13 protein-coding genes are annotated in these 12512 nt (G+C 46.9%); 11 read left to right on the top strand and 2 right to left on the bottom strand.

From position 1 onward, the window contains the following. Positions 1 to 72 precede the first annotated feature (72 nt). From pdxJ to KXJ80_RS17555, 3 genes are all read left to right on the top strand, one after another. Entirely contained in the window at positions 73 to 810 is a 738-nt protein-coding gene (gene pdxJ / locus KXJ80_RS17565) for a pyridoxine 5'-phosphate synthase (RefSeq protein ID WP_037415609.1), read from the top strand. Continuing rightward, positions 810 to 1193, top strand: a complete 384-nt coding sequence (gene acpS / locus KXJ80_RS17560) for a holo-ACP synthase (protein WP_047540057.1) — start codon at positions 810 to 812, stop codon at positions 1191 to 1193. Before pdxJ ends, acpS begins: the two co-directional genes overlap by 1 nt. Positions 1194 to 1362: 169 nt before the next feature. Then, on the top strand, positions 1363 to 1896 hold the full coding sequence (locus KXJ80_RS17555; RefSeq protein ID WP_099457698.1) for an Mpo1 family 2-hydroxy fatty acid dioxygenase: 534 nt from the start codon (positions 1363 to 1365) through the stop codon (positions 1894 to 1896). 73 nt (positions 1897 to 1969) lie between these two features. Here the strand turns inward: KXJ80_RS17555 and KXJ80_RS17550 are convergent, their stop codons facing one another. Together KXJ80_RS17550 and KXJ80_RS17545 are read right to left on the bottom strand one after the other, a co-directional pair. After that, on the bottom strand, positions 1970 to 3241 hold the full coding sequence (locus KXJ80_RS17550; protein ID WP_099457699.1) for an HlyC/CorC family transporter: 1272 nt from the start codon (positions 3239 to 3241) through the stop codon (positions 1970 to 1972). A gap of 101 nt (positions 3242 to 3342) precedes the next feature. Beyond that, on the bottom strand, positions 3343 to 4131 hold the full coding sequence (locus KXJ80_RS17545; RefSeq protein WP_037415626.1) for a cytochrome C assembly family protein: 789 nt from the start codon (positions 4129 to 4131) through the stop codon (positions 3343 to 3345). Between the two features lie 334 nt (positions 4132 to 4465). Here KXJ80_RS17545 and ffh point away from each other — a divergent pair, with 334 nt between their 5' ends. From ffh to hcp, 8 genes are all read left to right on the top strand, one after another. Then, complete coding sequence (gene ffh, locus KXJ80_RS17540; protein WP_037415628.1) at positions 4466 to 5839, top strand: signal recognition particle protein; 1374 nt, start codon at positions 4466 to 4468, stop codon at positions 5837 to 5839. 218 nt (positions 5840 to 6057) lie between these two features. After that, positions 6058 to 6306 (top strand): 30S ribosomal protein S16, encoded by a 249-nt coding sequence (gene rpsP / locus KXJ80_RS17535; RefSeq protein ID WP_011071566.1) that lies wholly within the window; start codon positions 6058 to 6060, stop codon positions 6304 to 6306. Between the two features lie 20 nt (positions 6307 to 6326). Next, positions 6327 to 6857 (top strand): ribosome maturation factor RimM, encoded by a 531-nt coding sequence (gene rimM, locus KXJ80_RS17530; protein ID WP_086903309.1) that lies wholly within the window; start codon positions 6327 to 6329, stop codon positions 6855 to 6857. Between the two features lie 15 nt (positions 6858 to 6872). Further along, positions 6873 to 7619, top strand: coding sequence for a tRNA (guanosine(37)-N1)-methyltransferase TrmD (gene trmD, locus KXJ80_RS17525; RefSeq protein WP_011623586.1), 747 nt, complete (start codon positions 6873 to 6875; stop codon positions 7617 to 7619). Between the two features lie 34 nt (positions 7620 to 7653). Then, entirely contained in the window at positions 7654 to 8007 is a 354-nt protein-coding gene (gene rplS / locus KXJ80_RS17520; RefSeq protein WP_006080791.1) for a 50S ribosomal protein L19, read from the top strand. Positions 8008 to 8304: 297 nt separating this feature from the next. Further along, positions 8305 to 9396 (top strand): 3-deoxy-7-phosphoheptulonate synthase, encoded by a 1092-nt coding sequence (locus KXJ80_RS17515; RefSeq protein WP_259474476.1) that lies wholly within the window; start codon positions 8305 to 8307, stop codon positions 9394 to 9396. A 62-nt stretch (positions 9397 to 9458) separates the two neighbouring features. After that, the gene (gene tyrA / locus KXJ80_RS17510) at positions 9459 to 10598 is read left to right on the top strand and encodes a bifunctional chorismate mutase/prephenate dehydrogenase (protein WP_259474475.1); all 1140 of its coding nucleotides are present in this window, start codon (positions 9459 to 9461) and stop codon (positions 10596 to 10598) included. A 216-nt stretch (positions 10599 to 10814) separates the two neighbouring features. Then, the gene (gene hcp, locus KXJ80_RS17505; protein WP_259474474.1) at positions 10815 to 12479 is read left to right on the top strand and encodes a hydroxylamine reductase; all 1665 of its coding nucleotides are present in this window, start codon (positions 10815 to 10817) and stop codon (positions 12477 to 12479) included. Positions 12480 to 12512 lie beyond the last annotated feature (33 nt).

Genomic DNA, 12512 nt, shown 5'->3' with positions numbered 1-12512 from the left:
TACAGTCTGTCCCAGTACAATAGGGCGCAAATCAGCGTTAATTCTCGCCTTAACAACATAAAGGAGTTCCCGATGAGCCGTATCTTATTGGGTGTTAATATCGACCATATTGCGACCCTGCGTCAGGCTCGCGGCACCAGTTATCCCGATCCTGTCCATGCGGCGGCGGTTGCCGAGCATGCGGGTGCCGACGGTATCACCATTCATTTACGGGAAGACAGACGCCATATTATCGACCGCGATGTGTATCTGCTGGCAAAAACCTTAAAGACGCGGATGAACTTTGAGTGTGCCGTGACTGAAGAAATGCTCAACATCGCCTGCGAAGTCAAACCAACCTACGTTTGTTTAGTCCCTGAAAAACGCCAAGAAGTGACGACTGAAGGCGGTTTAGATGTGGCTGGTCAATTAGATAAAATCACTGCTGCGGTAAGCCGCTTAGCCGCCAATGGTATTCAAGTGTCACTGTTTATCGATGCCGATAAGACGCAAATCGATGCCGCAGTCGCCTCTGGCGCGCCACTTATCGAAATCCATACCGGTTGCTATGCCGATGCCAAAACAGCTGAGGATGAGGCCAAAGAGCTTGCGCGTATCAGCGAAATGGCAAAATACGCTCACGGCAAAGGGTTGGTAGTGAATGCTGGCCACGGGTTGCATTATCACAATGTTAAACCGATTGCGGCAATCCCTGAGCTGTATGAACTCAATATTGGCCATGCCATTGTTGCGCGAGCGGCCATTGATGGCTTAGCGACAGCGGTTAAAGATATGAAAGCACTGATGTTAGAAGGTCGTCGAGGCGAATAATGGCAATCGTTGGGCTTGGCACTGACATAGTTGAAATCGAGCGTATCACGGCCCATGTGGCGCGTTCCGGCGATAAGCTGGCTAAACGCGTACTGACAGAGGCTGAGTTCGATATCTATCAACAGCATAGCCAACCGAGCCGCTATTTAGCTAAACGCTTTGCCGCCAAAGAAGCCGCCGCTAAAGCTTTGGGGACGGGGATTGGTCGTGGCGTATCTTTTCAGCATATCCACATTGGCAATACGACTGATGGTGCTCCAACGATTAACTTTACTGAAGGGGCGCTGCAACGTTTAGCTTTGCTCAATGGTGTGATTGGGCACATTTCAATCGCAGATGAAAAATCCTATGCCATTGCGACAGTGATCCTCGAGTCTCGCTAGTCTCTTACCTTGTACGAAAAAGGGAGCTTTAAGCTCCCTTTTTATTACTCAAAACACTCGGCAACATTTTTGTTACTTTTTACTGTTCAGTTTGGCATTTTTGGGCTAGGTTAGGTCAAAAGTTTTATCTATAAACTAATTTGCAGGGACACAGCAAAAGGAGCCCATGATGAAATCCGCCGTAGAGCAGTTATCAACCTATAAAAGTGTGCATTTAAATCCGCGCAATATTCGAACTCATTTTATTGGTATCCCATTAATTATATGGTCTGCTTTTCTATTATTAGCGACAATCCGTATTCCACTTGGTAGTGCTGGCGATGTGAGTTTAGGTGTGATTTTAGGAGCTGGCGTGCTGGTTTATTATTTTCGTTTGCATGTAAAGTTAGCGATTGGTCTGGCCCTGTTTATCGCCCCCGTCTTGTATTCAACAGAGTTAGTGGCCTCCTCTCCCAACGCCTTCTGGTTGGCTATATCGGTATTTATCGTCGGTTGGGTTTTTCAGCTGATTGGCCATCAATACGAGAAGGCAAAGCCTGCCTTTATTGATGATTTAAACCAACTGTTAATTGGCCCGTTTTTCTTAATGGCCGAAGTGTATTTTATCCTGGGGCTAGAAAAAGATTTAGATGCCCAAATTACACCTATTGCGATTGAGAAACGCCGTGCACTCGAAGCGCGGCTGAAGACGCAAAAGCGTTAAATAATCTCTTGGGTGAGAGGGAAATAGGCTGAATTCCATTTGGATTCGGCCTATTTTTTTATGTGTAGTAAAGTTAGCGGGGTGGTTGATAATGCTGTGGGATAATTCGCACTGTTTTGACCATATTGTCAGCGACTTCAATGACTTCTAGCGGGTAGCCTGCAAGGCGTAGGCTCGTGTTTTCGGAGGGGATGTCCTCCAAATACTCTAAAATCAGGCCATTGAGGGTTTTAGGACCATCGGTTGGAAAATTCCATTTCATCTCTTTGTTCAAGTCTCGGATGGTGATACTAGCATCAATCAAATAACTGCCATCCTGTTGTTGGTTAATCTCTTCACTCGCGGTTGGTAACATTGAAGTGGTGAAGTCACCGACAATTTCTTCGAGGATATCTTCGAGTGTTACCAGTCCTTGGATGTCACCGTATTCATCTACGACGAGGCCAATACGTTCTTTGTTGTGCTGAAAATTGGCTAATTGCACATTGAGTGGTGTGCCTTCAGGAATAAAGTAGAGCTCTTTGACGGCGCGCAGCAATGAGGATTTACTGAACTGCTCTTTTGATTGCAAGCGCAGCGCATCACGCAGATGAATAAAGCCGACAGCATCGTCAATGGTATCGCGGTAAACCAACACGCGAGTATGTGGGCTTTGGATCACTTGGCGATTGATATACTTAAAGTCATCATTGACGTTAATTGCATAGATATCCGAGCGTGGCACCATGATATCTTCAACAGTGACTTTTTCTAAGTCTAGGATCGATAACAACATTTCTTGGTGGCGTTGGGGGATCAATGCGCCAGCTTCATGAACGACTGTGCGAAGTTCTTCCTTGCTTAATGCATCGCTGCTGTTGATAGACTTTATCCCCACTAAGCGCAGTATGCCTGTGGTGATGAAATTGACGCTAGTGACGACATAGGAAAATACTTTCGATAGGGCGATAAGTAAATAGCTTGATGGAAAGGCGATACGTTCAGGATTGAGTGCGGCAATGGTTTTAGGTGTGACTTCACCAAAGACGAGCACGACCAATGTCAGTACCCCTGTTGCAATCGCGACCCCTAAATCGCCCCACAAACGCATTCCGATAATCGTGGCGATGGCTGAAGCGAGAATATTAACGAGGTTGTTACCAATCAAAATCAAGCCAATTAAGCGGTCTGGACGTTCAAGTAACTTGAGGGCACGAATGGCGCCTTTGTGACCATTTGAGGCGAGATGCCTTAATCGATAGCGATTAAGAGTCATCATGGCGGTTTCAGAACCTGAAAAATAGGCAGAGAAAAGGATAAGCACCAATAAGAAAATGAGGAGTGCGCTTGTCGATATAGCGTCCAAAAATAGGCTCCAATTAGGCCGATAGGGTTAAGTTGATACCGAGAAATAAACGGGGTGTCAAGTCAGCTTAGCGAGTAAGCACCTAAGCTGACTTGAAATTATTAACTAAGAATTAATTCTTTGACAATGCGAGCGCCAAAATAAGCTAAGGATAACAAGGTTGCACCAGTTAAAGTGTAAATGACTGCGGTGCGAATTTTACAGCCAACCCAATACTGCTGCCACAGCATAGCGATATACACGAACCAAGCGATAATTGACAAAATCGCCTTATGGCCTTTGCCATCGGCAAACATGTCATCGAGGAAGATAAAGCCTGTGGCTAGGGATAAGCTCAGTAAAATGACCCCAATAATAACAAGATGATAGAGCTGCTTTTCTACCGTCATCAGTGGTGGAATGCTAGGGCTTAACATGAGTTGTTTCTTTTTGAGCTTGTTTTGGATCATCGCCAGTTGAATCGCGTACAGGGCGGCGATCATCAGGGCGCTGTATGCCATGAGAGAGAGCACAACGTGGGCTAAGACCTCAGGATACAATTCAAAGTGAGTAATAAACTTAGGCGGCAATAACCAGAGCAGGGCTACAGAGAGCACGGAACAGGCATAAACCACGGGCACAACCACAATCACTTTTAGCCTAAACATCATCACGGTAAAGGTGAAGGCGATGATCCAGTTCACTAACGAGATCACATTAGTGAGGCTGAAGTTTTGTCCGTCAGGGGTAAATATCGCTTGTGAGAGGGCGGCTGCGTGTAGAATCACCGCAATCGCTGCGATACCTGCAACGGCTTTACGATTAGGGCCTTCAGGATGGAAGAGCCGGCTTGTCACTAATACCAATGCGATGCAATAAAAAAACATGGCTGAGGCAGAAAAAATGACCATGGGTAATTAACCTATTTGTGTTGTTAAAGGTGCCTTATATCCCCAAACTACTTGAAACTCGTATTTTCAGATTGTTTGAGTTTTAACTGGGCATACAGATCAATATTTTGCCTAGAATAGCATGAGCTATCGGCAAATGGGCAGTGACATAAGTTGCAAAATTTAGCAGATTCTTATTGTTAGGTGTAAATAGTCGCCGTCAAGTCGCAAAATAAGTGTGGTAGCAGATTAAATGCCTAAGTTAACGCAACCGGGGCGTAGCAGTAGCATAATACGCACGCATGGTTATAATACTGCCCATTAATCGAGATCCTTAAAGGTATAGAGCAGGACGATGTTTGAGAATCTAACCGACAGACTGTCACGCACGCTGAAAAATATCAGTGGCCGTGGTCGCTTAACCGAAGAAAACGTTAAGGAAACCCTGCGCGAAGTGCGTATGGCGCTGCTGGAGGCCGATGTTGCCCTGCCTGTGGTGCGTGAATTCGTTAACAATGTAAAAGAACGTGCCGTTGGCCAAGAAGTGGCGAAAAGCCTAAGCCCTGGCCAAGCCTTTATTAAGATTGTTCAAAGTGAACTTGAAAAATCCATGGGCGAGGCAAACCAAGCTCTGGATTTAGCCACTCAGCCGCCAGCCGTGGTGATGATGGCGGGGCTTCAAGGTGCGGGTAAAACAACCAGCGTTGCCAAACTGGGTAAGCTGCTGCGTACGCGCCATAAAAAATCGGTATTAGTCGTCAGTGCTGACGTTTATCGTCCAGCGGCGATTAAACAGCTTGAGACCTTAGCGACCGAAGTCGATGTGGAGTTCTTCCCATCGGACGTGAGCCAAAAGCCAATCGATATCGCTAAGGCGGCCATTGCCCACGCTAAACTTAAATTTATCGATGTAGTAATTCTCGACACCGCGGGTCGTCTGCACGTCGATGAAGCCATGATGGATGAGATCAAGGCACTGCACGCGGCGGTTAAGCCGATTGAGACACTGTTTGTGGTCGATGCCATGACGGGTCAAGACGCGGCAAACACGGCCAAAGCCTTTAACGAAGCGCTGCCGCTCACTGGTGTGATTTTAACTAAGGTTGATGGTGATGCACGCGGCGGTGCGGCATTATCGATTCGCCATATCACAGGCAAGCCAATTAAATTTTTGGGTGTGGGTGAAAAGACCGATGCCTTAGAACCTTTCCATCCAGACCGTATCGCCTCACGTATTCTCGGTATGGGCGACGTATTATCGCTTATCGAAGAAGTGGAGCGTGGCGTCGATAAAGAAAAGGCGATGAAGCTGGCTTCCAAAGTGAAGCAGGGCGGTAGTTTCGATCTCGAAGACTTCCGTGAACAGCTGCAGCAAATGAAAAACATGGGCGGTATGATGAGCATGATTGAAAAGCTGCCCGGTGTTGGTCAGTTGCCGCCGGATGCTTTAGCGCAAATCCAAGATGGTAAAATGACCCGCCAAATGGAAGCCATCATTAACTCAATGACGGCGAAAGAGCGTAAAAACCCTGATTTAATCAAGGGCTCACGTAAGCGTCGTATTGCTGCGGGTTCGGGGACTGAGATTCAAGATGTAAACCGTTTATTGAAACAGTTTACCCAAATGCAAAAAATGATGAAAAAAATGTCGGCTAAGGGCGGCATGCAGAAGATGATGCGTGGAATGCGCGGTATGATGCCTGGCGGAATGAAATTTCCTGGGCGCTAATCTCAACGATTTTCATCAAAGTTGATGTCTTATCAGTTGGTTGATTGTATTTGGAATGAGGCGGGCAATCCTAAGGCAGGTTTAATAATCGCCAGATTGGGTTGCATTCGTTGAAAAGTCAGGTAAAATCTTCCGGCTTTCTATCTGGGACTCTTCGCGAACACGGGGTTCCAGTTTTTATTTTTGCTTCAAGCAAATCATTAGAGGATTGAAAACGCATGGTTACCATTCGTTTAGCTCGTGGTGGCGCTAAAAAGCGTCCATTTTACAACATCGTTGTTGCTGACAGCCGTAACGCTCGTGACGGTCGTTTCATTGAGCGTGTTGGTTTCTTCAACCCATTGGCTCGTGGCCAAGAAGAAACTTTACGTTTAGACCTAGCTCGCGTTGAGCACTGGGTTGCGAACGGCGCTGCGACAACTGATCGCGTAGCAAAATTGATCAAAGACGCTAAAGCAGCTGCTTAATAGCGTTAAGGTATAGATTGATGAGCAGTAACCAACAGCCAGTCGTACTGGGGAAATTAGGCTCCTGTCATGGCATTAAAGGTTGGCTGAAAATCACCGCCTATACCGATTCTGTTGAAGGTATCTTTGACTATTCACCTTGGCTCATTAAAGAAAATGGTGAATGGCGTGAAGTAAAAGTCATTCAGTGGCGTTACCAAGGCAAGGCGGTTGTCGCCGAGCTTGAAGGTGTCACCACGCGGGAGCGAGCACAAATGCTCACCAATTGCGAAATTGGGATCCTGCCAGAGCAGATGAACGCATTGCCAGAAGACGAGTTCTATTGGCGTGACCTCATCGGTTGTGAAGTGATTAATACCAATGGCTATAACATGGGTGTTGTCGATCAAATCGTGGAAACCGGTTCGAACGACGTGCTCTTAGTGAAAGCCAACGCGAAAGATAGCTTCGGCAAAGTGGAACGTATGCTTCCCTTTGTCCCAGGGCAATTCATCTTAAAGGTGGATGTCCAAGGTAAACAGATTTTAGTGGATTGGGATCCTGACTTTTAAGTCGAGGTACAACATATGTGGTTAGGGGTAATAACCCTGTTCCCAGAAATGTTTCGTGCCGTAACAGACTTTGGGGTTACGGGTCGTGCCGTGAAGAACGGTCTGCTTGAGTTGCACACGTGGAATCCTCGCGATTTCACCCATGATAGACACAGTACGGTAGATGACAGGCCTTACGGCGGTGGTCCCGGTATGTTGATGATGGTGCAACCCTTACGCGATGCCATTCATGCTGCGAAAGCGGCGGCAGGCGAAGAGGCAAAGGTGATTTACTTGTCACCTCAAGGACGCAAGCTGGATCAGCAAGGCGTCACTGAGTTGGCTGAATCATCCCGGTTGATTCTGGTGTGTGGTCGATACGAAGGTATTGATGAGCGCATCATTCAAACGGAAGTGGATGAAGAATGGTCGGTTGGGGATTACGTGCTTTCGGGCGGCGAATTACCCGCAATGACCTTGATAGATGCAGTATCAAGATTGGTTCCTGGCGTGCTAGGAAAACAAGCTTCGGCGGAGCAAGATTCTTTCTCCGACGGTTTACTGGACTGTCCTCATTACACGCGCCCTGAAAGCTTAGATGGACTCGATGTACCCGCAGTACTGCTAAGTGGCAACCACGAACAAATTAGACTCTGGCGTTTGCAGCAAAGCCTTGGTAGGACTTTTCTAAGACGGCCAGAATTATTTGAAAATCTAGCTCTGACTGACGAACAATCGACTCTTTTAGCGCAGTTCGTTGAAGCAATGGACAAGAATGCTTAGTCGTAGCTCAGTTAATTCTAGAACGGAGTAAGTTATGAACAACATCATTAAAATGCTCAACGATGAGCAAATGAAACAAGACGTACCTGCGTTTGGTGCTGGTGATACAGTAGTAGTTCAGGTTCGTGTTAAAGAAGGTGATAAAGAGCGTTTACAGGCTTTCGAAGGCGTTGTAATTGCTAAGCGTAACCGTGGTCTGCACTCTGCATTCACAGTACGTAAAATCTCTAATGGCGAAGGTGTTGAGCGTGCATTCCAAACGCACAGCCCTCTGATCGCTAGCATTGAAGTTAAGCGTCGTGGCCGCGTTCGTCGCGCCAAACTGTACTACTTACGTGATCGTTCAGGTAAATCTGCACGTATCCGTGAAAAGCTGGCTACTAAGTAATAGTACCCGCTACAGAAAACAAGACGTAGTGTTCGCACAGAAAACCGCCCTCGTGGCGGTTTTTTGTTGTCTGACGTTTATCTATTTAGCCATTTCGAGTGCGTTTCGAGTTAACTGCCGATTTTGTTAAATTCTTCCTTGATCTTCTGCCAATAAATAGGCATATTGGTCGCTCGCTGTAATGGTGTAGCGTTACAGTGTTACATGGTGGCCTCGGCTATTTATTCTTCCCCGCAGCAGTTTGAGATCCAGATTCCTGCTCACATGGGGATATGACTTCAGTTTTAGGTGGTAAGCATGCAACAGGATACGATCAATAACGTACACATCAGTTCAGAGAAAGTTCTTATTACACCGCAGGAGCTAAAAGCGGCCCTGCCACTCTCTGAGCACGCGTATCGTTACATCCTCAATGCACGCAAAACCGTGGCGGATATTGTCCATAAGCGCGATAACCGCGTGCTTATCGTCACCGGACCTTGTTCTATCCATGATATCGATGCCGCCAAGGAATACGCTTTAAAGCTTAAAAAGTTACACGATGAACTCAGCGATGAGTTCTACATCTTAATGCGAGTCTACTTTGAGAAGCCACGTACCACAGTGGGTTGGAAGGGGATGATTAACGACCCCGATATGGATGAATCCTTCGATGTCGAAAAAGGCTTAAAGATGGCGCGCGAGCTGATGATTTGGCTTGCAGAGCTTGAGCTACCCGTTGCCACCGAAGCGCTCGATCCTATCAGTCCGCAATATATTTCGGAGCTAGTGACTTGGTCGGCCATTGGTGCTCGTACGACTGAATCGCAAACCCACAGGGAAATGGCGTCGGGTTTGTCTATGCCCGTTGGCTTTAAAAATGGTACAGATGGAAAGCTCGATGTGGCAATTAATGCCCTTAAATCGGCGGCCAGCAGCCACAGATTTATGGGAATTAACCAACAGGGTCAAGTCGCTCTGTTGCAAACGGCGGGAAACCCCGATGGGCATGTGATCCTGCGCGGCGGCGTAACACCAAACTACGATGCGGCCAGTGTAGCCGAATGTGAAGCGCAGCTACATAAAGCCAAACTCAATGCGCGCCTTATTATCGATTGCAGCCACGGTAATTCCTCTAAGGATTACACCAGGCAAGTCCCTGTGTGTGAAGATGTATTTGCCCAGATCTACAACGGCAATAAGTCCATTATTGGCGTAATGCTAGAAAGTCATTTAAACGAAGGTAATCAAAGTTGTGATAAACCATTAAGCGAATTGGCCTACGGAGTTTCTGTGACAGACTCCTGTATTAATTGGGAAAAAACCGAAAGCGTTTTACGTGCGGGCGCATCGAAGTTATCTTCGGTATTAGCAACGCGTTTCGATATGCTCAAAGTGGCCAATGCTTAAGAGTCAATCTTAAGAGCCGAATGTTTAAACACCTTATTTTAGGTGTGTAGTGGACTGATAAGATGAACGAAAAAACCACAACTGAATTAGAACACCTTCGCGGCCTTATCGACGGCGTCGACCAGCAATTGCTGCATTTACTGCGTAAACGCTTAGATTTAGTCGCGCAGGTGGGCACGGTTAAGCACGCTGCAGGCCTGCCAATTTATGCGCCGCAACGTGAAGCGGCAATGTTGGCAAAACGCCGCGAAGAAGCCAAAACCATGGGCATTGCGCCGCAACTTATTGAAGATATTTTGCGCCGCTTGATGCGTGAGTCCTATCTCAACGAGAAGGATGTCGGCTTTAAGCAAGTGAAAAACGATCTCGGTTCAGTCGTGATTGTTGGTGGTAAGGGTCAGCTTGGTGGACTGTTCCAACAAATGCTGTCGCTCTCGGGTTATCAGGTCAAAGTGTTGGATAAAGACGACTGGCAGCAAGCGGAAACTTTATTTGCCGATGCCGGATTGGTACTGGTAACTGTGCCTATCGCCATCACCTGCGACCTTATCCGTGCAAAACTAACCCAATTACCACAGGACTGTATTTTAGCTGACTTAACCTCCATCAAGACTGAACCGATGAATGCCATGTTAGCTGCCCACAAGGGACCCGTTGTTGGCTTTCATCCTATGTTTGGCCCCGATGTCGGCAGTTTAGCTAAGCAGGTTGTGGTAGTGTGTCATGGACGCGAAGCGGATAAATACCAATGGTTACTCGAGCAAATTACGATTTGGGGCGCACGAATTGTCGAAGCCGAGCCTGAACGCCACGATAATGCGATGCAGTTGGTACAGGCGATGCGCCACTTCTCAACCTTTGTGTATGGCTTAAACCTTTGCAAAGAAGAAGCAGATATTGAAACCCTGCTGCAATTTAGTTCACCTATCTATCGCTTAGAGCTCGCCATGGTAGGGCGTTTGTTTGCCCAAAGCCCTGAGCTCTATGCCGATATTATTTTTGCCCAGCAGGATAGCCAGCATGCGATTGGCGATTATTTGGATAACTACCGCGAAGCATTAGAGCTACTGAAACGGGGCGATAGGGACGCGTTTATCAGCCAGTTCCAAACGGTTGCAAAATGGTTTGGTGATTTTGCTCCGCAGTTTCAGCGTGAAAGCCGCATGATGCTGCAATCGGTCAGTGATATGAAAACAAACTGATAATGAATGAGTTAGCCATAAAAATGCCCATCTTTGATGGGCATTTTTTTAGGTTTTTCAGGCTGATTTCACCCTGTTAATTAGCAATTGCTGAAGGTGATCTCTCTCTAAGATTTCGCATTCGAACCAAGAAAAGGCTATCGCTTATTTACGGTTTCGGTAGACTTATTTTAAACATGCAAAAATAAAGCATGAATTTAAATTAGGAGTCTATCCATGTTTTGTATTCAGTGTGAGCAAACTATTCGTACCCCAGCTGGCAACGGTTGTAGCTATGCCCAAGGCATGTGTGGCAAATTGGCCGCGACCTCGGATCTGCAAGATTTGTTAATCTACATGCTGCAGGGAGTTTCAGTGTATGCGACTAAGGCGCGTGAACTGGGCGTCATTAACCCTGAGGTGGATACCTTTGTTCCTAAAGCTTTTTTCTCGACCTTAACCAACGTCAACTTCGATGATGAGCGCATCATCGCCTATGCCAAGCAGGCCAGTGAGTACCGTGAAAGTTTAAAGAATGCCTATGAAGCGGCGTGTGAAACTGCGGGTAAACGGGCTGAATCCCTCCCTCCTGTGGCGCAATTTGTACTGGGTACCAGCAAGCCCGAAATGTTGTCTCAAGCACCAGTCGCCTTACTCAATAAAGATAAAAATGAGATCCACGAAGATATCCTTGGGCTGAGACTACTGTGCTTATATGGACTTAAAGGGGCTGCGGCTTACATGGAGCACGCCCGTGTATTAGGTAAAACCGATACTGAGATTGCTGGTCGCTTCCATGAGATCATGGCGTTTCTCGGTGAGCCGAGTGTTGATGCCGATAAACTGTTCACTACAGCCATGGATATTGGTCAGCTGAACTACCGTATCATGGCCATGCTCGATGCGGGCGAGACCGAAGCCTTCGGTCATCCTGAACCGACTGTCGTCAACACTAAACCCGTTAAAGGCAAAGCGATTCTGGTTTCTGGCCATGATATGAAGGACTTAGAGCTTATCCTCAAGCAAACGGCGGGCAAAGGCATTAATGTTTATACCCATGGCGAAATGCTGCCTGCGCTTGCGTATCCCGCCTTTAAAAAATATGCCCATTTAGTGGGTAACTACGGCAGTGCATGGCAGAACCAGCAAAAAGAATTCGCTAATTTCCCCGGCGCCGTAGTGATGACCTCAAACTGTATTATCGATCCGAATGTGGGCCAATACAGCGACCGTATCTTTACCCGCAGTATCGTCGGTTGGCCTGGTGTGACTCATGTGATTGGGGATGATTTTTCAGTTGTGATCGACAAGGCGCTCGCACTCGATGGCTTCCAATACGATGAAATTCCACACAATATCACCATAGGTTTTGCCCGTAATGCCTTAATGGCCGCTGCGCCGACTGTGGTGGAAAACGTCAAAAACGGTTCTATCAAACACTTCTTCTTAGTCGGTGGTTGTGATGGTGATAAGTCGGAGCGGAGTTATTTCACCGATTTAGCGAAATCGGCGCCAAAGGATTCCGTCATCCTGACTTTAGGTTGTGGTAAGTACAAATTCAACAAGTTGGAATTTGGCGATATCAACGGTATTCCGCGCTTACTCGACATTGGCCAATGTAACGATGCCTATTCGGCTATTCAGTTGGCTATTGCGCTATCACAAATCTTTGAATGCGATATCAATGAATTACCATTGAATCTCGTGCTTTCATGGTTTGAGCAAAAAGCCATTGTCGTGCTGCTGACGCTATTGTCACTTGGGGTGAAAAATATCCGTACCGGCCCAACGCCGCCGGCATTTTTAACCGCTAATCTCGCCAAAATTTTGGAAGAAAAATTTGGCCTGCGTAACACCACCACAGTGGAAGCCGATCTTAAGACCATGCTAAACGTAGCCTAGGTCGATTGATAGCATAGAATCACTGCGGCTTGA

Origin of the sequence: Shewanella xiamenensis (assembly GCF_024971755.1) — a bacterium.
In the GTDB taxonomy this organism is placed as follows: domain Bacteria; phylum Pseudomonadota; class Gammaproteobacteria; order Enterobacterales; family Shewanellaceae; genus Shewanella; species Shewanella xiamenensis.
Note: the sequence above shows the minus strand (reverse complement) of the source record. Positions and strands in the feature narration are given on the sequence as shown.

Excerpts from the sequence above, each read along its gene's own strand:
- pdxJ (WP_037415609.1), top strand. The coding sequence starts at position 73 with ATGAGCCGTATCTTATTGGGTGTTAATATCGACCATATTGCGACCCTG.
- acpS (WP_047540057.1), top strand. The coding sequence starts at position 810 with ATGGCAATCGTTGGGCTTGGCACTGACATAGTTGAAATCGAGCGTATC.
- KXJ80_RS17555 (WP_099457698.1), top strand. The coding sequence starts at position 1,363 with ATGAAATCCGCCGTAGAGCAGTTATCAACCTATAAAAGTGTGCATTTA.
- KXJ80_RS17545 (WP_037415626.1), bottom strand. The coding sequence starts at position 4,131 with ATGGTCATTTTTTCTGCCTCAGCCATGTTTTTTTATTGCATCGCATTG.
- ffh (WP_037415628.1), top strand. The coding sequence starts at position 4,466 with ATGTTTGAGAATCTAACCGACAGACTGTCACGCACGCTGAAAAATATC.
- rpsP (WP_011071566.1), top strand. The coding sequence starts at position 6,058 with ATGGTTACCATTCGTTTAGCTCGTGGTGGCGCTAAAAAGCGTCCATTT.
- rimM (WP_086903309.1), top strand. The coding sequence starts at position 6,327 with ATGAGCAGTAACCAACAGCCAGTCGTACTGGGGAAATTAGGCTCCTGT.
- trmD (WP_011623586.1), top strand. The coding sequence starts at position 6,873 with ATGTGGTTAGGGGTAATAACCCTGTTCCCAGAAATGTTTCGTGCCGTA.
- rplS (WP_006080791.1), top strand. The coding sequence starts at position 7,654 with ATGAACAACATCATTAAAATGCTCAACGATGAGCAAATGAAACAAGAC.
- KXJ80_RS17515 (WP_259474476.1), top strand. The coding sequence starts at position 8,305 with ATGCAACAGGATACGATCAATAACGTACACATCAGTTCAGAGAAAGTT.
- tyrA (WP_259474475.1), top strand. The coding sequence starts at position 9,459 with ATGAACGAAAAAACCACAACTGAATTAGAACACCTTCGCGGCCTTATC.
- hcp (WP_259474474.1), top strand. The coding sequence starts at position 10,815 with ATGTTTTGTATTCAGTGTGAGCAAACTATTCGTACCCCAGCTGGCAAC.